This window comes from Prevotella sp. C561, assembly GCF_000224595.1.
GTDB classification, from domain to species: domain Bacteria; phylum Bacteroidota; class Bacteroidia; order Bacteroidales; family Bacteroidaceae; genus Prevotella; species Prevotella jejuni.
The window spans coordinates 1-23938 of sequence record NZ_JH114148.1 but is presented as its reverse complement, the minus strand read 5'-3'; the positions used below and the strand labels follow the sequence as shown (position 1 = coordinate 23938).

16 protein-coding genes, 1 rRNA gene and 1 pseudogene are annotated in these 23938 nt (G+C 43.4%); 13 read left to right on the top strand and 5 right to left on the bottom strand.

Translation table 11 applies throughout. The features are described from left to right. Positions 1-352 precede the first annotated feature (352 nt). Genes trpS through gltX form a run of 4 tightly spaced genes read right to left on the bottom strand, consistent with a single transcriptional unit; the run spans position 353 to position 4753 of the window. Entirely contained in the window at positions 353-1441 is a 1089-nt protein-coding gene (gene trpS / locus HMPREF0666_RS10555; RefSeq protein WP_009012361.1) for a tryptophan--tRNA ligase, read from the bottom strand. 40 nt (positions 1442-1481) lie between these two features. Next, complete coding sequence (locus tag HMPREF0666_RS10550) at positions 1482-1970, bottom strand: hypothetical protein (RefSeq protein ID WP_009012360.1); 489 nt, start codon at positions 1968-1970, stop codon at positions 1482-1484. After that, positions 1967-3202, bottom strand: a complete 1236-nt coding sequence (locus HMPREF0666_RS10545) for a 3-deoxy-D-manno-octulosonic acid transferase (RefSeq protein ID WP_009012359.1) — start codon at positions 3200-3202, stop codon at positions 1967-1969. The genes HMPREF0666_RS10550 and HMPREF0666_RS10545 overlap by 4 nt, the downstream gene beginning before the upstream one ends. A 33-nt stretch (positions 3203-3235) precedes the next feature. Further along, complete coding sequence (gene gltX, locus HMPREF0666_RS10540; RefSeq protein WP_009012358.1) at positions 3236-4753, bottom strand: glutamate--tRNA ligase; 1518 nt, start codon at positions 4751-4753, stop codon at positions 3236-3238. A gap of 140 nt (positions 4754-4893) precedes the next feature. Between gltX and HMPREF0666_RS10535 the strand changes: the two genes are divergently transcribed. The 13 genes and pseudogenes from HMPREF0666_RS10535 to priA all read left to right on the top strand — a co-directional run bounded on the left by HMPREF0666_RS10535 (position 4894) and on the right by priA (position 22309). Beyond that, the gene (locus HMPREF0666_RS10535; protein WP_009012357.1) at positions 4894-6945 is read left to right on the top strand and encodes an HD family phosphohydrolase; all 2052 of its coding nucleotides are present in this window, start codon (positions 4894-4896) and stop codon (positions 6943-6945) included. Between the two features lie 532 nt (positions 6946-7477). Beyond that, positions 7478-9163 carry a membrane protein gene (locus HMPREF0666_RS10530; RefSeq protein WP_009012356.1) on the top strand — a complete coding sequence of 562 codons (1686 nt, stop codon included), beginning with the start codon at positions 7478-7480 and terminating at the stop codon, positions 9161-9163. A gap of 258 nt (positions 9164-9421) precedes the next feature. Beyond that, positions 9422-10030 (top strand): hypothetical protein, encoded by a 609-nt coding sequence (locus HMPREF0666_RS10525; protein WP_009012355.1) that lies wholly within the window; start codon positions 9422-9424, stop codon positions 10028-10030. 36 nt (positions 10031-10066) lie between these two features. Next, entirely contained in the window at positions 10067-10642 is a 576-nt protein-coding gene (locus tag HMPREF0666_RS10520) for a cob(I)yrinic acid a,c-diamide adenosyltransferase (RefSeq protein WP_009012354.1), read from the top strand. A gap of 53 nt (positions 10643-10695) precedes the next feature. Further along, positions 10696-10917: a DUF2795 domain-containing protein gene (locus HMPREF0666_RS10515; RefSeq protein WP_004337463.1), complete on the top strand. Its 222-nt coding sequence runs from the start codon at positions 10696-10698 to the stop codon at positions 10915-10917. A gap of 580 nt (positions 10918-11497) precedes the next feature. After that, positions 11498-12451, top strand: a complete 954-nt coding sequence (locus tag HMPREF0666_RS10510) for a type IX secretion system membrane protein PorP/SprF (RefSeq protein WP_009012353.1) — start codon at positions 11498-11500, stop codon at positions 12449-12451. Positions 12452-12460: 9 nt separating this feature from the next. Continuing rightward, positions 12461-13942 carry an SUMF1/EgtB/PvdO family nonheme iron enzyme gene (locus HMPREF0666_RS10505; protein WP_042856286.1) on the top strand — a complete coding sequence of 494 codons (1482 nt, stop codon included), beginning with the start codon at positions 12461-12463 and terminating at the stop codon, positions 13940-13942. Continuing rightward, positions 13943-14740 (top strand): gliding motility protein GldL, encoded by a 798-nt coding sequence (gldL, locus tag HMPREF0666_RS10500; protein WP_009012351.1) that lies wholly within the window; start codon positions 13943-13945, stop codon positions 14738-14740. 64 nt (positions 14741-14804) lie between these two features. Beyond that, positions 14805-16395: pseudogene (gene gldM, locus HMPREF0666_RS10495) on the top strand (gliding motility protein GldM). Positions 16396-16513: 118 nt separating this feature from the next. Then, positions 16514-17557, top strand: coding sequence for a gliding motility protein GldN (gene gldN, locus HMPREF0666_RS10490; RefSeq protein WP_009012348.1), 1044 nt, complete (start codon positions 16514-16516; stop codon positions 17555-17557). Positions 17558-17816: 259 nt separating this feature from the next. Further along, on the top strand, positions 17817-18446 hold the full coding sequence (locus tag HMPREF0666_RS10485) for a porin family protein (protein WP_009012347.1): 630 nt from the start codon (positions 17817-17819) through the stop codon (positions 18444-18446). A 712-nt stretch (positions 18447-19158) separates the two neighbouring features. After that, positions 19159-19998 (top strand): alpha/beta hydrolase, encoded by an 840-nt coding sequence (locus HMPREF0666_RS10480; protein ID WP_009012346.1) that lies wholly within the window; start codon positions 19159-19161, stop codon positions 19996-19998. Positions 19999-20002: 4 nt separating this feature from the next. Continuing rightward, a complete protein-coding gene (priA, locus tag HMPREF0666_RS10475; RefSeq protein ID WP_009012345.1) occupies positions 20003-22309 on the top strand; it encodes a primosomal protein N' in 2307 nt (768 codons plus the stop codon). Positions 22310-23697: 1388 nt separating this feature from the next. Here priA and rrf read toward each other — a convergent pair. Next, a 5S ribosomal RNA gene (gene rrf / locus HMPREF0666_RS10470) occupies positions 23698-23810 on the bottom strand. Positions 23811-23938: the final 128 nt, after the last annotated feature.

The following is a 23938-nucleotide window of genomic DNA, read 5'->3' as shown; positions in this document are numbered from 1 at the left end:
GAGTGTAAACTCTACTGACTATCAGACGAAAAAGGGGTCTTCATCTACCTTCCTCCACCCAATATAAATAATAACTGAGGCTTAAAAAATGGTTTACTTTTAGTAGTATGGCTCTTTCCGACCAATAAATCGTTCGAAGAATTAGGACTTATTGTAGCGTGCTAAGCCTCCGCACCAATGGTGTTAGGCGTCCGCACCATACGTTCGGGGCGTTCGCACGTACGTTAAAAAGGTAAGAAAAACTTAATCAAAAGTACTAACTGCAAGACTATTAGACACAAAAAACAGTCTTATTCCTTCTATAAAAAGATGGAATAAGACTGCTATATGACTTTAAAGCAGAGCTAAAGACTTACTTCTGTCTGAATCGCTCAGCCTGACTTTGTATCAGTTCTGTATCCTCGAAATAGTTAATCTGCATAGCTGCACGCACCTCTTCCATAGTCTGGGCAGCGGTCTCGCGTGCTTCCAATGAACCCTTCTTGAGGATATTATAAATCTCTGGGATATCCTGTTCATACTCACGACGGCGCGCACGGATTGGATCCAACATCTTATTCAAGACACTATTGAGCAACTTCTTACACTTCATATCACCGATACCACCGGCTGTATAAGCCGCTTTCAACTCATCAAGGTTCTGGAACTCTGGCCAGAATTCAGCAAAGTCCTCATCAGTAGAGAAGGCATCAAGGTAAGTAAACACAGCATTACCCTCAACATGACCAGGATCAGAAACATTCAAGTGAGTTGGGTCAGTGTACATTGTCTTCACCTTCTTCCATACGGTATCAGCATCATCAGAGAGATAGATACAGTTACCAAGGCTCTTACTCATCTTCTCCTTACCATCTGTACCAGGCAGACGACGTGCTGTAGCGTTCTCTGGCAACATAATAGCAGGCTCAACGAGTACTGGTGCATAGATCTGATTGAAGCGACGTACGAGTTCACGAGTCAACTCCAACATAGGCTCTTGGTCCTCACCTGCAGGCACAGTCGTAGCCTTGAAGGCTGCAATGTCAGCTGCCTGAGACACAGGATAAGCAAAGAAACCCATTGGGATATTGGCTTCAAAGTTGCGCATCTTAATCTCTGTCTTCACCGTTGGGTTACGCTGAACACGGCTTACACTAACAAGGTTCATCAAGAAAGTGGTCAGTTCGGCTATTTCAGGAATCTGACTCTGTATGTAGAGTGTACATTTCTCTGGACTCAAGCCAGCAGAGAGATAATCTAAAGCTACCTCAATAATATTCTGTCGAATCTTCTCTGGGTTGTCAGCATTATCTGTCAACGCCTGTACGTCTGCCATAAAGACAAACATCTTATCGTAGTCTCCGAGGTTCTGAAGTTCCACACGACGGCGGAGAGAACCCACGTAGTGACCCAAGTGAAGTTTACCTGTAGGGCGGTCACCAGTCAAAATAATCTTTCCCATTTATCTTTTTCTATTTTATTCGTTATATATACTGTTGAAGCTATTCATCATGTGCATGTGAAGATAAGGTATCCTCTTCCTCTTCCTGATTCTCTTCAACCTGTTCTTCTTCCTTTTGTTTCGGCACTTCAGGTGCTGCAACAACCGTATCAACAGATGGAGTCTCCTCTACTTGAACCGGTGTTTCGTATGGAATAGTATCGTTAGGAATAGAATCACTCACCGTGGTCTCTGGCGAAGATGACCCCATAGCATAATAAGCCCCTACACCTCCCGCCAGTAAGAGGAGTCCAATCACAACACCCCAAAGGATTGCATTATTACCCTTCTTAGCTGTTTCTGCCTGTAACTGCTGGGGTTGTGGCGTCATACCAGCAGACTGATCATATTGTTGACCAGCACTTACCAATGGCAGAGTCACCTCCATGATACCATGACAATGAGGACAAGTACACTCGATGGTCTGTCCTTCTTCAGCCTCAACGATAAACTGTGTACCACAGTTATCACATGTTATCTGATATTTCATAACTTTACGTTGCTTAGAACTTTATTTGTTGCACCAGCCAGACTCTCGACATAATCTCCCGCTAAAGACCCACATGTCTTGCGGTATTCTTCATCTTCAGCGAACTGATTCATCAACAGACTGAAACTCTCAAGATCGAAGATCTCAAAGCCTCCACCAACCCGCAAGAGTCCTTGTGCCTCTGCGAAATGCTTATTGTTTGGACCGAAAAGAACTGGCATATCCCATACTGCTGCCTCAAGGACATTGTGGATTCCTACTCCAAAACCACCTCCTACGTAGGCTACATCGCCATAATGATAGATGGATGACAGCAATCCAAAACAATCAATAATCAACACATCTGCATCAGCAACAGTCTCTTCAGTTGCCTGCGTGTAGCGTATTACCTTCTTGTCCTCAATCAGTGAGAGGATGGTCTTGAGATGGTCTTCCCCTATAACATGCGGTGCTATGATGAGTTTCCAGTCTTTATGCTTATTAAAGTACTTAAGGAAGATTTCTTCATCAGGCTGCCATGACGATCCTGCAACGAAGACTTTTCTCCTATCAGCAGCATCCCGATTGACGAAATTCTCCACCAATGGCAGTTTCTTGCTTGCCTCCTTAATTTGCAAAACACGGTCGAAGCGAGTATCCCCTACCACCATAGCATCAGAAATACCAATCTTATTTAAGAGCTCCTTACTCTCCTCATTCTGTACAAAGAAGCGACTGAAACATCTTAAGACACGACCGTAACCACTGCCATACCACTTAAAGAAGATCTGATCTGGGCGGAAGATGCTTGACACACTATAGACAGGAACACCACGATACTGCAGGATATGCAAGTAATTATACCAGAACTCATACTTAATGAAGAAAGCCATAACAGGCCGTACTGTACGTAGAAACTTACGTGCATTGCCCACCGTATCTATTGGTAGATAGGTAATAATGTCTGCTCCTTCATAATTTTTCCTTATCTCGTAACCCGAAGGAGAAAAGAAGGTAAGCAATATCTTGTATTGCGGATAGTCTTTCCGTATTTGCTCTATCAATGGTCGTCCTTGTTCGAACTCGCCCAATGAGGCTGCATGGAACCAAACATATTGAGCGTCTGGTTCCACTTTCTCACGTAAGACCTTCACTGCCTCCTGCTCGCCTCGCCACATCTTACGTAGCTTTTCATTGAAAAGACTACCGACAGCGATGCCAAGCTGCATGGCATACATTATTATATTATACATACTCGGCTCAATTAATTTAGCCTTTCAGAAGGCTTATCCCAACACCTCGATGGCCTTGCACATACGCTTCAAGGTCTCCTCTTTGCCCAGAAAGGCAGATATATCGAACATTCCAGGACCCTTACCAATACCAACGAGGGTGAGACGGAAGGCATTCATAATATCTCCAAGCTTATAGCCTTTGTCCTCTACCCATTTCATTACGACAGGTTCCTGACCCTCAATACTGAAGTCTTCTATTCCTTCCAACACCTCAGCAAGTTCGCTCATCTGCTGTGCAGAATACTCCTTCCAACGCTTCTTAACGGTCTTCTCGTCATAGCTTGTTGGCGCAATGAAGAAGAAAGAGCAAAGTTCCCAAAGTTCCTTAACGAAGCTAACACGGTCTTTCATCATGTGTACAACCTGTGTCACCTGCTCCATAGTAGCCTCAACACCATTGTTAGCTACGATTGGTGCAAAGAGTTGTGCTATCTCATCATCTGACTTACGGAGAATGTATTCGTGGTTAAACCACATACCCTTCTGATAGTCAAACTTAGCTCCGCTCTTTGAACACTTCGTGATATCGAATGCGTTAACAAGCTCCTCAAGCGAGAAGAGTTCCTGTTCTGTACCCGGATTCCAGCCCAACAAGGCCAAGAAATTAACTACAGCCTCTGGGAAATAACCACTCTCACGATAGCCTGAACTAATCTCACCAGTCTTAGGGTCGTGCCACTCCAATGGGAACACAGGGAAACCAAGGCGGTCACCATCACGCTTACTGAGCTTACCCTTACCCTCTGGCTTCAACAACAAAGGCAGATGGGCAAAACGTGGCATGCTATCTTCCCAACCAAAGGCACGATAAAGCAATACATGTAACGGTGCACTTGGTAACCATTCCTCACCACGAATAACGTGAGAGATTTCCATCAAGTGGTCATCAACGATGTTTGCAAGGTGATAAGTTGGTAATTCGTCTGCGCTCTTGAACAAGACTTTATCATCAAGGATATCGCTCTTGATGCAGACATCACCACGAATCATATCATTGATATGAACTTCCTCGCCTGGCTCAACCTTAAAACGAACAACATACTGCTGCCCATCCTCTATCAGGCTCTCAACTTCCTCCTTAGACATCGTCAAAGAGTTACGCATCTGCAGACGTGTGTGCGCATCATATTGGAAATTCTCAATCTCCTTACGCTTCGCATCCAACTCCTCTGGCGTATCGAAAGCAATGTATGCTTTACCAGCGTCTAAGAGCTGATTGACATATTTCTTATATATATCACGGCGCTCGCTCTGCCGATAAGGACCATGTTCGCCACCAAAGCTAACACCCTCGTCAAACTTAATCCCCAACCATTCGAAAGAATCAAGGATATACTCTTCTGCTCCAGGAACGAAACGATTAGAGTCTGTGTCCTCTATACGGAAGATTAATTTGCCGCCATGTTGACGAGCGAAAAGGTAATTATACAAAGCAGTACGCACACCACCAATATGCAAAGGACCCGTAGGACTTGGGGCAAAGCGTACTCTCACATTTCTTTCTGCCATTGTCTTAAATATTATTTTTCCTGCAAAATTAATGTTTTTTTTGACTATACGCTATATTTTTAGTATTTTCGCAAGTTGTTAGAGGATAAACGTCAAGTTATTCAAACATTTATGTAACAAGATAATAACAATAGAATAAGATGATAAGATTTAAAAACATCAGCAGTCCCTACTGGCGCAATATGGTCTCAAGAATGGCATTGGTCATCGTTGCCGTCGTTTTGATAGTGCTTTTCTTACCCCGTACGCAAGGTAAACTTTTCCATTATGACGAAGGAAAACCATGGATGTATGGGCAGTTGATTGCTAAGTTCGACTTTCCTATCTTTAAGACTGAAGCAGCGTTAAAGGTTGAGAAAGACTCCATTACTAAACATTTTCAACCTTATTATAACATCAATAAGACTGTCGAGCAAAAGAAGATTGAACAGTTCCGTGAGGCTTATAAGAATGGTATCCCTGGCTTATCAGAAGCCTACGTCGATGCTATTGCACACCGTCTACATGAGATTTACGAGGCAGGAATCATTGATCCACAACAATACTCCACACTTGCCAAGGACAGTAACAACCTTATCCGTGTCGTTACAGGTAAGCAGGCTGTCAGTGTACCTATCAATAAGACCTACTCAACACTGGGTGCTTACGAACAACTTTTCATGGACCCTTTGTTAGGTCCGAAGCGTTCCGTTCTTCAGCAATGTAACCTGAACGACTACATCGAAGCAAACCTTGTCTATGACAAAGACCGTAGTGAAACGGAGATGAACGACATGCTAAGTCTTATTCCGCAGGCTTCAGGCATGGTACTGGAGGGACAACGCATCATCGACCGTGGTGACATTGTCGATGCAAAGACCTATCGTGTGCTTAACTCCTTTGAGCAAGCAATGGAGAAACGCAAGGCTACTGAAGACGAGATAACATCTACCTTCCTTGGACAGACCATCTACGTCTTAATCTTCATTTGCCTTTTCACACTCTACTTGGCACTCTTCAGAAAAGATTACTTTAATAAGCCACGCTCCATATCACTCCTTTATGTGATGATAGTCATCTATCCTATCCTCACATCTCTGATGATGGAACATAACATACTAAGTGTTTACATCCTGCCGTTCAGCATGGCACCTATTTTTTTCCGTGTCTTCATGGACTCGCGAACGGCTTTCATCGGACATATCACAATGGTCCTTATCTGTGCTGTGGCCGTCAAATACCAGTATGAGTTTATTATCGTACAAATCGTTGCAGGACTCATTGCGATTTATTCCCTACGCGAACTATCAAAGAGAATTCAGATATTCCTTACCGCACTCCTCGTGACCATCGGGTCGGCAGCTGTCTATCTTGCCCTCCAACTCATACAGGCCGACGACTTGTCAAAGCTCGACCACACGATGTACTATCACTTTGCTGTAAATGGTTTCTTCCTTCTCTTCACCTATCCACTGATGTTGGTCATCGAGAAAGCCTTCGGTTTCGTGTCTACAGTAACGATGTTTGAGTTGTCAAACACGAATAACGAACTCTTGCGCAGACTGAGTGAGGTGGCACCAGGAACCTTCCAACACTCTATCACCGTTGGTAATCTCGCTACTGAAATAGCAAGTAGAATTGGCGCTAAGAGTCAATTAGTGCGTACGGGAGCTCTTTATCATGATATCGGCAAGATGCTTAATCCAGCCTTCTTCACTGAAAATCAAGCTGGTATCAACCCACATGACAAACTAAACGACCTTGAGAGTGCACGTATCATCATCAGCCATGTGACGGAAGGACTTAAACTTGCCGAGAAATATAACCTCCCACGTGAGATTAAGGAGTTTATCACGACACATCATGGTACAGGTCTCGCAAAATATTTCTATATACATTATAAGAACGAACACCCAGACGAGGAGGTCAATGAAGACCAATTCCGTTATCCTGGTCCAAACCCTTTCACACGTGAGCAAGCTATCCTCATGATGAGTGACACCGTCGAGGCTGCCTCTCGTTCACTACAAGAATATACCGAAGAGAGCATCAGTAACTTGGTTAATCAGCTTATAGATGGACAAGTTGCCGATGGTAAGTTTACGGATTGTCCTATCACTTTCCGCGACATCACAGCTGCAAAGTCTGTACTCATCGAACGCTTGAAGGCTATGTATCACACACGTATTCAGTATCCACAGCTGAAAGTATAAGGAACTGAGAAGGAAAAAGAGAAAAGGGTAGAACAGTAATGAAGGTAGGGATTTCTTCCTTACCCTCCTACTGTCTTACCCTTTTGTCATTTACAAAACTCCTTACTATTATTCCCTTTCGATTTCTTCTTCCTAAAAATCCACTTTTTAGCCCCGTACAAATAACATGCACCAATAATGCTCTACATACGCTCTCGCCTTGTCAATGCCTAAACTCCCTACCCTACCGTACCAACAAGACCACTATCCTTCATTAGAAAGCAACCATATCACCTAATTCCAACATCCTTATTACGCTCAACAGTCCTATTACGCCTAAACCAATACTATCTTATCCACCTCCCCATCCCCCATTTGAGACACACTATAATATAAGGAATATCCGTCTACAACAACTTTCTACATCCTCTTATCCTACTGCACATTTTAACTAATAATGAGAAAAAGTAGGCTTTTATTTGGATATTTAGAACAATATTCATAACTTTGCAACCAAATTATATAAGTTTTATATACACTTACAATTCAAAAGATGAAGTATCAGAAGACAGCTCTTGCCGCTCTATTGCTTGCAATGACAACATCAACACAAGCCGGAGGATTGCTCACAAACACCAATCAGAACATCGCTTTCAACCGTAACTTTGCACGTGTCGGTGCAATTGGCATCGATGGTGTCTATTTTAATCCTGCTGGTGTAGCTTTCCTCGACCAAGGTTTTCACCTCTCTCTCAATTTCCAGAACGTATATCAGACACGTCAGATAACATCGGCTTTCAGCGTACCTGCTTTTGCTAACACCCCTTACGAGTATCCTTTTACGCTCAACGGTGGTGACAAAACTGATGGCAGTAAGTTTTATGAGGGCAAGGCTTCTGTACCTATTCTCCCATCTTTTCAGGTAGCATATAACAAAGACAAGTGGAGCTTCCAAGCTGGTTTTGGCTTGACTGGTGGTGGTGGTAAAGCTTCATTCAATGAGGGTTTGCCAAGTTTCGAACGCCAGATAGCTATTCTCCCAGCACTTATCAACCAACAGCTCCCTACCTTCTCGACACTCCTTGGCCAACAGGAGACTCCCGCAACATCCTATAGTATGCAGAGCTACATGAGTGGCCATCAGTATAACTTCGGTTTACAGTTAGGTGTTGCATATAAGATTAATGAGAACCTCTCAGTCTTTGGTGGTGCAAGATTCAATTATATCTATAATAAATACGAAGGTAATATTACCAACATCTCAGCTGACGTGAACGGAAACAATCAGAATCTCTACGAGTATTTTGGTTCAAAAGCAAAACTGCTAACCGAGAAGGCTGCTGCGCTACAGGCTCAGGCTGTGGCTGCAAAGACCCAAGCTGATGCCTATCAAGCACAGGCTAACGCTGCTACCGACCCTACAGCAAAAGCTCAACTACAAGCAGCTGCCAACCAATACGCAGCTGGCGCACAGCAGGCAAGTGCTGGTGCAAAGATGGTCAGTGCTGGTGCTGATAAGTTAAACAGTAGTAAGGAACTTGTGAAAGACCGCTATGTAGAGGTTTCTCAACGTGGATGGGGTATCACTCCTATCCTTGGTATTGACTACCGCACAGGTAAGTGGAACTTTGCTGCACGCTATGAGTTTACAACAAAGTTCAATATTGAGAACAACACAAAGCGTGATGACACTCAAAAGTATGAGAATGGTGTGAACACACCAAACGATATTCCTGGTATTCTGGCACTCGGTGCACAGTATGAAGTACTGAAGAACCTTCGCGTGATGGCAGGTTATAACCACTATTTCGACAAGGATGCCCGCATGGACAACAACAAACAGCGTTTCCTTAAGCACAACACACAGGAGTTCCTTGCTGGTGTTGAATGGGACATCAATCCATCTGTAACAGTCAGCGCAGGCGGCCAACGCACACTCTACGGACTTGGTGACGGTAAGTATCTGACCGACCTTAGCTTCGTGACAAGTAGCTACAGCTTCGGTGTCGGTGCTAAGATAAAGGTTGCCAAGAATGCTCACCTCAACGTAGCTTACTTCTTTACAAACTATTCTAAGTTTACAAAGAATTACGAAGATGCTATTACGATTGGTAGAGAACAGGTGACACAGCCTGACGGTACAATAAGCGTACAACCAAAGACACTTGCAACAAAAAATACTGACATCTTCACCCGTACGAATAAGGTGCTCGGTGTCGGACTCGATATTGATTTCTAAGCCACAACAAAACTACCGTTTTCATTACTAATACCATTATGAGGTGGTCGGAGTGATTCCGACTGCCTCATTTCTTTTCCTCCCCTCACATACTCATCATGAACAGATGCTTTACAAAACGCCATCAAAACAGAAAACAGAGACGATTTGTAAGGACCGAATAAAAGCGTTTCTGATAACTAAGAAACTACGTTTTTATTTCAAACCCTTCTGTAATAGAGGAAAAAATGTTAACTTTGCTGCCTATAATTATTCATCATGCTATATTATATTAAGCGTTCTATCGTCTGGCTAAGACGTGCACACCGTTCCAAAGGGTTTGGTGTACAGTCGCCTTGGGCATACCGTTTTATACGATATGTGGTGAATGAGCCTTATCCTTACTATAAGTATGAACAACTTGAAAAGCAGGTGTATGGCATTGACAAAAAGACTCGTAAGCTATGCAAACTATATTTCCGCTTGGCGAATTATCAACAACCTCATACCTTTATTGATTGCCACTCTACATCCTCATGCTATAAGATTTACGTAGATGCTGGCTGCCAAAAGGCTCAGTATAAGAAGCTAACTGGTGAGATGTCAGAAGCTGATTATTCGCAGTTGTTTGCTAACGTTGGGGAAGGTAGTATGCTGAGAGTACCCCTCATAGAGAACTATCGCTCAATTATCGATAAGTCGTTAGAACACCTCCCCTCGTCATCTATCCTCATTATAGAGAACATCAAACGAGATAAGGAGGCGGCAGACTATTGGCAAGAACTCGTTGCAGACCCACGCACAGGTATCAGCTTCGACCTATATTACTGTGGATTGATTTTTCTTAATAGAGATATGGTGAAGCAATCATACGTTGTCAATTTCTAAACCTACACACTGAAACGTTATAAATGTAATACTGTCATGAAGATATACACAAAGACTGGCGATAATGGCAAGACTTCCTTGTGCGACGGCAGTAGATTGCCGAAAGACGATATGCGCATAGAAGCATACGGAACATTAGACGAACTCAACGCAAACATTGGGTTACTCATCGCCATGCTACAGTCAGACACGCCAGAAAAGAACCTTGCCCATGATAACAAACTCACGGAACGATTAGAAGAGATACAGGCAGAATTGTTCGTGATTGGGACGGAACTCGCCTATACCGAATGCAAGGTCAAGACGATTGTTAGTACAAAGGAAATGATTAAGAAGATAGAAGGCGACATAGACCTAATGGCTTCACAACTCCCTACACATCATCACTTTATACTACCAGGAGGGACCCTCTCGGCAGCACAAAGCCATGTTTGCCGCACAGTCTGTCGCCGTGCAGAGCGTCGGATTGTCACTCTTTCCCAGATGACAAAATATCCGGCAGAAATCTTAGAGTTTGTCAACAGATTATCAGACTACCTCTTCATTTTGTCACGATATTTGAACAATAATAGTAGAACAGGCGAAAAAACATGGGAAAATACTTGCAGATAAGAAAATAAATGTTACTTTTGCACGCACTAAGAAATATGTAAAAGAATAAGAATATGTATTGGACACTGGAATTGGCCTCTAAGCTGGAAGATGCTCCATGGCCTGCAACAAAAGATGAACTGATTGACTATGCAATGCGATCAGGTGCACCACTTGAGGTTCTTGAGAATCTTCAAGAGATTGAAGATGAAGGAGATGTCTACGATAGTATCGAAGATATATGGCCTGACTACCCTTCAAAGGACGATTTCTTGTGGAATGAAGACGAATATTAAACAATAGGAAAGAGTTTGTATCACACTGGTACAAGCTCTTTTTTGTTGTAGGTTATGGCCTGCAAAGGCCGAGATTACTTCTCCAACTAAGATGTATATGCCCCCTGTGCTATATATAGAAAAGGTGTTATTGGCCTTTATTCGTTTAGAACACAAGCACTATTAAAGAGAAGACTTACGCTGTTGAGATAAAAAATATCATTACAAAACAGCCACTATTATACTTAGTTATTTATTGACCCATTCCCGCTATTTTCCTCTTTATAACCTTCTTGTTATCAAACGGTTGTAAACTCTATTTTAGAAGGGGCTTAATAAGGGTGAAGAAGGGCGTCTTCAACATGCAAGAAGGGCATGTTCTTGAACATAGTTAGGCCTCTTCTTGAAGCAAAAAGGGCGTTGACATAAACCGTACCTATGAAATATAATTACAAACAACACTTCTCTATGTACTCCTTCATACAATTAAGAAGATAGAAAAACACACGTATGTTTATTCTTCCACAGCAAAGAGATACGTTTACGTCTTTATCAATCAGCCTTAATATTTATAGCTTAGAAGGCAATAAACCAACCTGTGATGCGTTATAAAAACGTGTTTAAACGTTTCATATTCATATTTTCACTTGTCTGCCTGACAGCTATCTCTGTCAAGGCACAGTATGATCCGTCTTATAGTCACTACTGGGCGATGGAGCCATCGTTCAACCCTGCGACTGTAGGAAAGGATAATAAGCTGAATGTTGTGGGTGCATACGCGCTCGACTTTGCTGGTTATGAACACAACCCAAACACTTTCTACGTAGGAGCTGACATGCCCATCTATTTCATGAAACAATATCATGGAGTGGGACTCTCGATACTTAACGATAAGTTAGGTGCTTTTGTGCATCAGCGAGTGGCAGGACAATACGCCTTTCGCAAGGACCTTTTTGGGGGAATGTTAGCTGCTGGTGTTCAGGTAGGAATGCTTTTTGAGAAGTTAGATGGCTCTAAGTTAGACCCAGAAGAGGCAAGCGACCCAGCTTTAACACAGGGAGAAGTCAGTGGGCACAGCCTTGACTTGGGAGCTGGAGTTTATTATATGCGTAAGAATTGGTATGTTGGTGCATCCGTACAGCACCTCAATGCGCCCTTAGTAGAACTCGGTGAGACCAATGAACTACAGATAAATCGAACATATTATTTAACGGGTGGATACAATATTAAACTACGAAATCCGTTTCTAACAATACCGACTTCGGTCTTGGCACGGTATGATGGTGTGAACTATCGGGCTGACATCACGGCTCGACTGGTCTACACGCATGAGAAGAAAGTGCTATATGGAGGTGTATCTTATAGTCCAACAAACTCAGTGAAAGCCATGATTGGCGGTACTTTCCATGGTATCAACCTGGGCTATAGCTATGAGATGTACACAGGGACAGCAGCCTTCAAGAATGGTAGTCATGGACTATTCGTCAGCTATCAAACTGATATCAACCTGCAGAAGAAAGGCAGGAACAAACATAAAAGCGTAAGATTTCTATAGAAAGATATAATGAAAATGAAGAAAAGTATAGTTGCCATTTGTCTTGGTGCACTCGTCTTGGGAACATTGACAGGCTGTTTCGCTGGTAAGTCAACCGCTTCGTCTGGTCGTGGCGGTGAGGTTACTGGCGTTGGTGGAGGGCGTCCTTTCCGCGAACCAGCACCTTACGGCATGACACTTGTCAAGCGTGGCTGGTTGAGAATGGGTTTGGAAAAGCAGGACTCCCTATGGGGTAAGAAGACTCCTGTTAAGGATATCTCTGTTGATGGGTTCTGGATGGACGAGACAGAGGTGACCAACTCCGAGTATAAACAGTTCGTTGAGTGGGTTCGTGATTCAATTATTCGTACACGCTTAGCCGACCCTGCATACGGTGGTGATGAGACTTATATGATTACAGAAGATAAGAATGGCGACCCCGTCACACCTCATCTTGACTGGAACAAACGTCTCCCACGTAAGCCGAACGAGGATGAGCAACGTGCGTTTGAGAGCCTTTATGTGACGAACCCTGTCACTGGCGAGAAGAGTATCGACGCACGTCAACTGAATTATCGTTATGAGATATACGACTACACGGCTGCTGCCTTGCGTCGTAACCGCCTAAATCCACAAGAGCGTAACTTGAATACTGACATCACTGTCGACCCTAATGAGGTGGTGATGATATCAAAGGATACGGCATACATCGACGAGAATGGCGCTATACATAACGAGACTATCAATCGCCCATTGACGGGTCCTTGGGATTTCCTCAACACCTATATTGTCAATATCTACCCTGATACGACTTGCTGGGTGAACGATTTCCGCAACTCAGACAATGAGATCTATCTCCGAAACTACTTTAGTAACCCTACTTATAACAACTATCCTGTTGTCGGCGTAACGTGGGAACAGGCCAATGCCTTCTGTGCTTGGCGAACAGAATACTTGCTTAAGGGGCTCGGTAAAGAGGCTCGGTACGTACAGCGCTATCGCCTTCCTTCAGAGGCTGAATGGGAGTATGCGGCTCGAGGAAAGAACCAAGACGAATTCCCTTGGGACAATCAAAACGTGAAGAACGGTAATGGTTGCTTCTATGCTAACTTTAAGCCAGACCGCGGAAACTACACTAAAGACGGCAACTTGATTACGAGTAAGGTGGGTATCTATGGTGCAAACTCTAATGGACTATATGATATGGCAGGCAACGTTGCCGAGTGGACAAGTACTATCTATACAGAGGCTGGTGTCGACGCAATGAATGATCTCAACCCGCAGTTAGACTATAAAGCAGCCAAAGAAGACCCTTATCGCCTGAAAAAGAAGAGTGTTCGTGGTGGTAGTTGGAAAGACCCAGAGAGCTATATCCGTAGTGCTTGGCGTACTTGGGAATACCAGAACCAACCTCGAAGCTACATCGGTTTCCGTTGTGTTCGTAGCCTTGCAAGCTCATCAAGTGAGGCCGCTAAAGAGAATAAGAAAAGCAGTAAGAAAAAGAGAAGATAAATGACACAGTACAGCAAATACAACTTTGTTTACCATCTACAGAAGTGGATGGATAGCGTTCCAGGACAAACATTCCTCAACTATGGCTATAGCTGGGGTGCTTCGGTGGTTATTCTCGGAGCTTTATTCAAACTTACTCACCTCCCAGGAGCTAATATTATGCTCTATTTCGGCATGGGCACTGAGGTTATCGTGTTCTTCCTATCTGCTTTCGACCGTCCTTTCGATAAGACAGACGATGGTCGTGACCTCCCAACACACGTCACCGAGGAGTATCTTGAGGATAAGGAGAGTGCTGTGGAACGCCCTACTGCTGCAAAACAGGTACAACACAGTGCCACAGAGAACCTTGCACAGAGTGTTCAACAGGCTATGCCTTCTGCCAGCGACATCGCTGCTGCCGTTGTTGGCCAGCAGAGTAAGGCTATCGCAGACGCACAACAACAGACGCCTGAGATGGTTGAGGCACAGACGAACTACGTCTCTGCACTGCAGAGTCTGACGGAGATGTTAGGCAAGGTGAACGACCAGAGCCAGCGTCTGACACGTGATAGCGAAGAGATGGAGAACCTTAATCGTACGCTTACGGGTATTGCAAAGGTTTATGAGATGCAACTAAAGGGTGCGAGCCAACAGATTGGTACAATCGACCAAATTAATGAGCAGACCCGTAAGATGGCTCAACAAATTGAGCAACTCAATAGTATCTATGCCCGAATGATTGAAGCTATGACGGTCAATATGCGGGTGGCAGCACCGGCTGCGACTGCTCAACAGACCAATTCTGAGAGCTTATAACGATGTATTATGGTAGGGAAGAGAATGCTTTATAGCCCTCTTCTCACTGCAAATAATAGAATTAATGGCTATTAAAAAGAGAAAGATTTCCCCTCGCCAGAAGATGATTAACCTCATGTATATCGTCCTCATGGCTATGTTGGCATTAAATATCTCCACCGAGGTACTCAATGGCTTCTCCGTTGTCGAGGAGAGCCTTAATCGCACAACGGGAAATTCATCCAAGGAGAACGAGGCTATCTTTGGCGAAATAGACCAAATGATGCGCAAGAACCCACAAAAGGTTAAACAGTGGTTTGTGATGGCATCAACGGTTAGAGAGATGAGTGACTCTCTCTATAATTATGCACAAGCACTGAAAGTAGCCATCGTTCGTGAAGCTGATGGTGAGAAAGGTGACCCCTTGAAAATAGAAGGGAAAGACAATATTGAGGCTGCCAGCTATATCATGCTGAACCCTGCTAACGGACAGGGGCACAAGCTCTACGAAGCTATCAACAACTATCGAGCACGTATCCTACAGTTCGTAACAGACCCACGACAAAAGAGAATCATCGCAAGTAACCTCTCTACGGAGGTTCCAAAGCATTCCATGGGGAAGAATTGGGAGGAGTATATGTTCGAGAACATGCCTGTTGCAGCGGCCGTAACGCTCCTCTCGAAACTACAGAGCGATGTTCGCTATGCTGAGGGAGAGGTTTTTACACACCTTAGTGGCCAATGTCGGCTTGAAAGACCTACGTGTCAACAAGCTACAGGCTTTCGTTGTTCCAAGTCAGACACGCCTTTATCCTGGCGAGACCATGACGGCACAGATGTTTATGGGGGCTGTTGACTCTACACAACAACCACAGGTCTATGTCAACGGACAACTTATCAAGGGTAATCAGATTACCGTCAAGGCAGGTGCACCAGGTAAGCATACATTAAGCGGATACATCCTTATTAAAGACCTGACCGGTAATGTATTGCGTAGAACCTTCTCACAAGACTACTGGGTAACGGGTGGTCCGCAACCTAAAGAGTATATCAGTCCACAAGGAATGCAGAAGGTTCCTCCATTCGATGGCATGGCCACGATCGCAGCCGACCTCATGAATGTTCTCTATGCGGGCTTTGATAACCCCATCACCATCAGTATTCCGAACACATCTCAGAGTGATGTACAGGCAACGATGTCGGGAGGAACACTCGTCGCAAGGGGTGGCGGTCATTTTATTGCACGTCCTTCAACCGTAGGTCAACCAGTGACGATAGCCGTTTCTGCCAAGGGTAGGAAGATTGGAGATTATAAGTTCCGAGTTAGAAAATTGCCGGATCCATCGCCATATATAGCTATGGGTGCAGATAGATTTAAGAGTGGAGCCCTCTCTAAGGCTGCCCTTATGTCAGCGCCAGGCATCCAAGCCGCTATTGATGATGGTCTGCTTGACATTCCTTTCAATGTAACCAGCTTCCGTGTAGTCTTCTTTGACAACATGGGTAACGCTGTTCCATTAGCAAGTAACGGTGCTTCGTTCTCTGCACAACAGAAGGAACAGTTCCGACAGTTGAGTCGTAACAAGCGTTTCTACATCACTAATGTTGTCGTTCATGGGCCAGATGGTACCACTCGAACGCTCAATGGCAGAAATATGGAGGTTATTGTGAGGTAGTAGTTGACGAGTTGACGAGTTGACAAGTAGACGAGTTATTAGATAACACTGCTGCTATAACGGCTCATCACATGCTATGTCTGCCCCTCGCTTTTAGTAAAGAACAAACAAAACAACAATGAAAAAGATATTTCTCATAGTCTGCACAGCGTGTTTGGCACTCTCTGTAAGTGCACAGCCTGCTGCACGTCGTAATCAACAACAGCGTCAATCGCCTGCTAACACCATTACAACACGTGCGCAGATATCCTTCCCTACAACGGCTCCTATGCAAGAGGACGTTGTTTGGAGACGTGATATCTATCGTGAACTCAAACTTACCGAGGATGCAAATGCGGGTTTGTACTATCCTACAGAACCTGTTGGCTCGCAAATGAATCTCTTTACTTACATCTTCAAGTTGATGATGAGTGGCCCTAACCGTGGTGGTATTGCGGCATATAACTACCGAATGGATGGCAATGAGATATTTACTGACTCTGCACGTATCAAACCTTTGCAGTTCCTCGATAACTATCATATCTTCTACGAACGCACCGACCACGGTATTCGACTTGATAATAGCGACATTCCATCAGGTGAGGTTAAGGGCTACTACCTCAAAGAGAGTGCTTATTATGACCAAGGTACAGCTACCTTCCATCGTAAGGTTGTTGCCCTCTGTCCGATTATGTATCGTGAAGATGACTTCGGTGATGGGGAGGTTAAATACCCATTATTCTGGGTTCGTTACGATGACTTGGCTCCTTTCCTTGCTAAGCAAACGATTATGACAAGTAATCTGAATAACGCTGCAACAATGAGTGTTGACGATTATTTCACGATGAACCTCTATAAAGGAAAGATTTACAAGACAACCAATATGCTGGGTAGAACACTCGCACAATACTGCCCTAATGACTCTGCGATGGCTGCTGAACAGAAGAAGATAGAGCGTGAATTGGTTGAATTTGAGAAGAACATCTATGGTGACCCTGCTCGACGTGATAGCCTTGACAGTATTGCTGCTGCCAAGGAGGGTGAGAATGCACCACGAAAATTGGGCCGTTCACGCCGCACAAGTCCGTCTACAAGCAGCGTTAGACGCTCTCGCCGCCCTTCTTCTAATGGTAGTGCTGCCGCTTCACCAGCACGTGTCACCGTTCGACGCGAGCGTCATTAATAATTTTTCTTAAGGTTGGTTCTATAAATTCCTCGATGGAATCTGCCTTTAATGAGTTATACTTAAAACATCATTAAAGGAATTTTATAGAACCAACCTTAATTAATTCTAATTGGGCAATAATACTCTTTCTGATAGGGTTTATGTATAAAGATGCTCGAATAGTAGTACTATTTCGGGTCCTCTCTCAGATGTGTAAGCATATAAACTTTGCATGATGAGGAGTGAACTTAGTTCTTTATCATTAACACTTAAGGTTATGAAGAAAATTATCTCATTGGCTTTCTTAGCCCTATCATTTATCTTCTCCACCCCTATTCAGGCTGACGAACCATTGAAATTTGGTGTGAAAGCAGGATTGAATGTAAGTGATTTCTACTTTGATAGTGATGTCTTTGACAAAACTAACCAAGCTGGCTGGTTCATTGGACCAACGGTAAAATTCACACTACCCGTTGTTGGCTTAGGTATGGATGCTTCTGTCCTATACGACTATCGTTCTGCTAAACTCGATTATGCCACGATGACGCAGACTGTTAAGCAACAGCAGATTGCAATACCAGTGAATGCACGATACTCTATCGGCTTAGGCAGCATGGCAAGTGTATTCTTCTTTGGTGGTCCGCAAGTCGCTTTCAACATTGGAGAGAAAGAGTATCAATGGAACATGAGTAGTACCTACGCCTTAAAGAATAGTAATTTCAGTATTAATCTTGGCTTTGGTGTTACTGCATTTAAGCACCTGCAGGTGAGTGCCAACTATAATATCGCTTGCGGAAAGACTGGTCATGCTACCTGGAAGACGGCTACCAATGCTGCTACATCGGCCTTTAAGAAGAAGGATAGTCGTAATAGCTCATGGCAGGTGGGGGTGGCTTATTTCTTCTAAAACGAAAGACGTCAGCATTACTCGTCTCAAATACGCACAGAGGGAACTGTCCGACAGATACAAAACGAGTATCCTCACCAGTGAGAACAGTATTCTCAGATTGGTGAGGATGCACTTATAAGAAGGGGAGAAGACGACGAACTTTCTAACAGACAATGTAAAGATATTTCATTAACTATTCTTCTCTCCATGCAAAATGAGGCCGAATAAGAGGTAAGAAAACGCCTCTCTACGGTCGAGAACATGCCTTTCTTGGATATTGAAGACGCCCTTTTTGAAGCAAGAAGGGCGTCTTCTTTAATGCCATGTATAACAGGTTGGTTTACTGAATGTTACGAGCTCAACTTTAAGAAACATCATACGCATATATTGAGGGAATACATACTGCTACGATGTAATGATTTTTCATAACCAAACTAACAGTTTTGAAATATAGAGGGATTAATGCACATAGCATAGATGAAGTATTGCTTCACACGAGAAGATAGAGTTCATGAGTTAAAATCTTGCTATTCGTCTGTCAATTCAATAGACGATTAAGTGTGTGTTCTCCTCATATCTCTCCCTAAACGTAAACTTGTTGAGACGCAAGGTGACCTTAGCTAACCGAAATCACATGATATTGTTTTTTATATTATTGTCCTATAAAGTTATCGTTCTTTCTTTTTTCTTTGTACATTTGTATTCAGACCGACTTAAAATACTTGATAGAATGATGCTGAATAGAATAAAGTTCTTCTTAATCGTCGCAGTGTTGTTACTTACTCAATCATTGGTATTAATGGCGCAGAAAAACTCTTCTGATGTAAATTACATGACAGTGAATGACCTTCCTTACTCGGTAAAGACGGATTCTTACGCTCGCGAACGTCTAAAAGTTGATGTCTATTACCCACAAACGTTGAAGAATTGTCCGGTTATAGTCTGGTTTCATGGTGGTGGACTAACTTCTGGGCATAAGGGAATACCCGTCGAACTGAAGAAGAAGGGCTTGGTCGTTATTGGTGTCAATTATCGACTGCTACCAAATGTGACGATTGACAGCTGCTTGGATGATGCCGCCGAGGCCGTAGCTTGGACTTTTCGTCATGCGAAAGAATACAACGGAGACTGTCGAAAGATATTCGTGACTGGCCATTCTGCTGGTGGATATCTGACGATGATGGTTGGTTTGGACAAGGCACTGTTGGGTAAGTATGGGGTTGATGCTGATAGTATTCGTGGCTTGATACCCTTTAGTGGGCAGGCTATCTCCCACTTTTCTTATCGAAAAATGCATGGAAGGGATGCACTTCAACCGCTTGTTGATGAATATGCACCACTCTATTGGGTCCGTAACTTGGTTCCGCCAATGGTCTTAATCACCGGAGATCGAAACATGGAACTGTTCGGTCGTTATGAGGAAAATGCTTATCTATGGCGGATGTTGAAACTCTGTGGACACGAAGAGAGCTATCTGTATGAACTTGGAGGACACGACCATGGAGCAATGATGCACCCTGCTTTTCACATTCTCTTGGATAACATAAACAGAATATTGGATAGAAAATAAGCTAATGACATACGCAAATATCATATTACCCTTACCTTTAGATGGATTGTTCACCTATACGATACCAGATGCACTGGCTCCTAAGGTGCAGGTCGGTGTGCGTGTTATTGTCCCATTAGGCAAGAGTAAGCGATATGTAGGTATTGTTGCTGAGTATCCTATTACTCCCCCTGCAGCTGAAAAGGGAATAGGGAATGGCGAAAAGAAGATTGTTTATAAAGACATTCTTGAGGTATTAGACGCTACTCCGGTGCTCCTTCCACAGCAGCTGAGGCTTTGGTATTGGATTGCAGACTATTATATGTCACCTATCGGGGATGTCTATAAGGCTGCTTTGCCATCGGGTTTGAAGGAACAAGATGGCTATCGACCACGAACAGAACTTTATATCCGACTGGCAGATAACTTTCGCAATGAACGTACACTTACACTTGTGATTGACTCTATGAAGCGTGCAACCAAGCAAGTGGATGTTCTTATGGCTTATCTACAGCTGGCTGGTGTCGATGAAATGGACCAAATTTCGCCCCAAACAGAGTTTCGTGAGGTGACAAGAGAGGAATTGATGAACGTCACCCACGCTTCTATCGGTATCATTCGTGCATTATTAGATAGGAAAATCCTTGTCACCTACGAGAAAGAGGTTGGCCGATTAAATCATGGTAGTCCTTCCCGTCCTGAGAACATGAAGCCTCTAAACGAAGCACAGACCGAGGCTTACAATCAGATTCTCATACAGATGATGGGGCATAGAGTGACTTTACTGCATGGAGTGACGTCTTCGGGAAAGACTGAAATCTATATTCACCTTATTCAAAAGGCTATCAATGAGAAGAAGCAGGTGTTATATCTACTGCCTGAAATTGCTCTTACAATACAGATTACAGAACGTCTGAAGGCTGTATTTGGCGATCAGTTGGGTATTTATCATAGTAAATACAGCGATGCGGAACGTGTTGAAATATGGCAAAAACAGTTATCTGATAATCCATATAGTGTTATCTTGGGTGCGAGAAGTGCCATTTTTCTCCCATTTCATCGACTTGGATTGATTATTATCGACGAAGAACACGACCAAAGTTACAAGCAACAGGACCCTGCTCCACGTTATCATGCTCGCTCGGCCGCTATTGTCTTGGGACAGATGTATCCTGAGGAGAAAACGCTCTTAGGGACGGCTACGCCTTCAATGGAAAGCTATTACAACGCAAAACAAGGGAAATATGGACTTGTGGAACTGACTCGACGATATAAGGACATACAGTTGCCGAAAATAGAAATCGTAGATATAAAAGATCTATACCGCCGTAAGATAATGAAAGGGGCTTTTTCTCCTCGCCTACTCTCTGCTGTTCGTGAAGCTTTGGGACGTGGTGAACAGGCTATCTTGTTCCAAAACCGACGAGGGTTTGCACCGATGGTGGAGTGTAGACAGTGTGGTTGGGTACCGAAATGTCCGAATTGTGATGTGTCTCTGACGCACCACAAGAATATGAACTACCTGTCTTGTCACTATTGTGGATACACAATGAAGGTGCCGGATGTATGCCCTTGTTGTGAAAGTGAAGACATACGAGGACGTGGGTATGGTACGGAGAAGATTGAAGACGAGATAAGCTTCATTTTTCCTGAGGCTCGCATTGCACGAATGGATCTTGATACTACACGCACACGTAATGCTTACGAGCGTCTGATTAACGATTTTTCTGCTGGTAAAAGTAACCTTCTGATAGGCACACAGATGATTACGAAGGGGCTTGACTTTGATAAGGTTTCGGTCGTAGGTATCCTTAATGCAGACTCGATGTTGAACTTCCCTGACTTTCGAGCATACGAACAATCATTTATGATGATGAGCCAGGTGAGTGGACGTGCGGGTAGGAAAGGGAAACAGGGATTAGTTATTCTGCAAACAAAGAGCCCCGACTTGCCCATTATTCAGCAAGTCGTACATAATGATTATCAGTCGTTCTACAACGATTTGCTTGTCGAGAGGCGTGATTTTCATTATCCTCCGTTCTATCGACTCATCTATGTCTATTTAAAACACAGAGACGAGAATATAGTAAATACTGCTGGTTTGGAACTTGGTAGTAGATTACATGAGGTTTTCGGTGACCGTATCCTCGGTCCTGACAAACCTGCTGTGGCACGTGTCAAAACTTTAAGTATAAGAAAAATCATGCTTAAACTGGAGATAGGCATCGATTATGCCCGTGTCCGCCAATCTCTCCATAATACCATACACGAACTTCTAAAGGATAAAAGATATGGTGCTCTCCAAGTTTACTTTGATGTTGACCCATTATAATTCAGCCCTTCCACCAAGCAAACACCCCATATACTTGATTCTCAACTATTACAATAAACGATTAATAGCCGTCTTCTCTCTAACTCCCATCAGAACCTTCCAATTTCTTCCAAATACCTCTTAAAATCCTCTCTAAATTTCCTCTATCCACTCTAGAGTCCCCTCTTAATCAACTCTAAAGCTCCCTCTAAATACACTCTGGAGTCCTCTCTAAATCCATTCTACCCACTAAAGTTTCACTCTAAATACCTCTCTAACTCCATTCTACCCACTCTTACTCTACTCTAAAGTCCTCTCTAAATCCATTATACCAACTCTAGTTTCACTCTAAATACCTCTCTAAATCCTCTCTACCTCCATTCTACCAACTCTTGCTCCACTCTAATTACCTCACTATGTCCCCTCTAAATCACCTCCTCTACATGCCAGCCGTACCTTAACCACTGTCACCCAAAGCGCAATAAATAACATCCTTTTGTGCCTCTTAATATGTTAGAGAAAATATTTAGGACATCTCCTAATAACTTACTAAATAAAACTAATTACCCATCAAAAAACTTCTGTAAATCTAACCTGTAGCCATTCTAAAGGGACTTTGGTGATATAATCTATTATACATTATAATACATTAATATATACCAATGCGTCTCATAATAATTCAGTGGTTACCCTAATAATCCCATTAATCTTATCTGCCATATAACATTAGACTTATAATCCTCATTACCCAATACTATCAGCCCTATTAGTTATTAGTTTCATTAGCCCTATCTGCCCTACGCTATTAGACTCATTAGTCTTATCAGCCCTACGCTATTAGGCCCATTAGTCCTATCAACCCAACACCATTAGGCCCATTAGCCATATTCTATTAGCCCCATTAGCCCTATCAGCCCTACGCTATTAGGCCCATTAGCCATATCAGCCTATCACTATTAGCTCCATTAGCCTTATCAGCCCAACGCTATTAGGCCCATTAGCCTTATCAGCCCAACGCTATTAGGCCCATTAGCCTTATCAGCCTTACACTATTAGCCCCCTCAGCCCAATCAGCTCCTGTTCTATTAGGCCCATCAGTCTTATTAGCCCAACGCTATTAGGCCCATTAGCCTTATCAGCCCAACGCTATTAGGCCCATTAGTCTTATCAGTCCAACACTATTTGGCCCATAAGCCCTATCAACCCTAAGGCCCATAAGCCCTATCAACCCTAAGGCCCATAAGCCCTATCAGCCTTACACTATTAGGCTCATTAGCCATATAAGGCTCATTGCTTTTATTAGCCTCATTAGCCCATAAACATCACTCACAACACAACATCAACACCTATCAATAATCAACCAACAACAAAAAAGAGCCTTGAAGATTTCTCTTCAAGGCTCTCGTAAAAGAAGGCGGCCACCTACTCTCCCGCATTGCATTGCAGTACCATCGGCGCAAACGGGCTTAACTTCTCTGTTCGGAATGGGAAGAGGTGGGACCCCGCCGCAATAACCACCTAATATTTCTCTCGGTTGACTTAGTTCACAGTTGACAAGTTGACTAATTATTGCCTTTATTCTTGTCGTCTTTCTGTCTTCTTATCAGTAGCTCCGTTGTTAAACATTTGTCCATAGAACTAATAACTTGT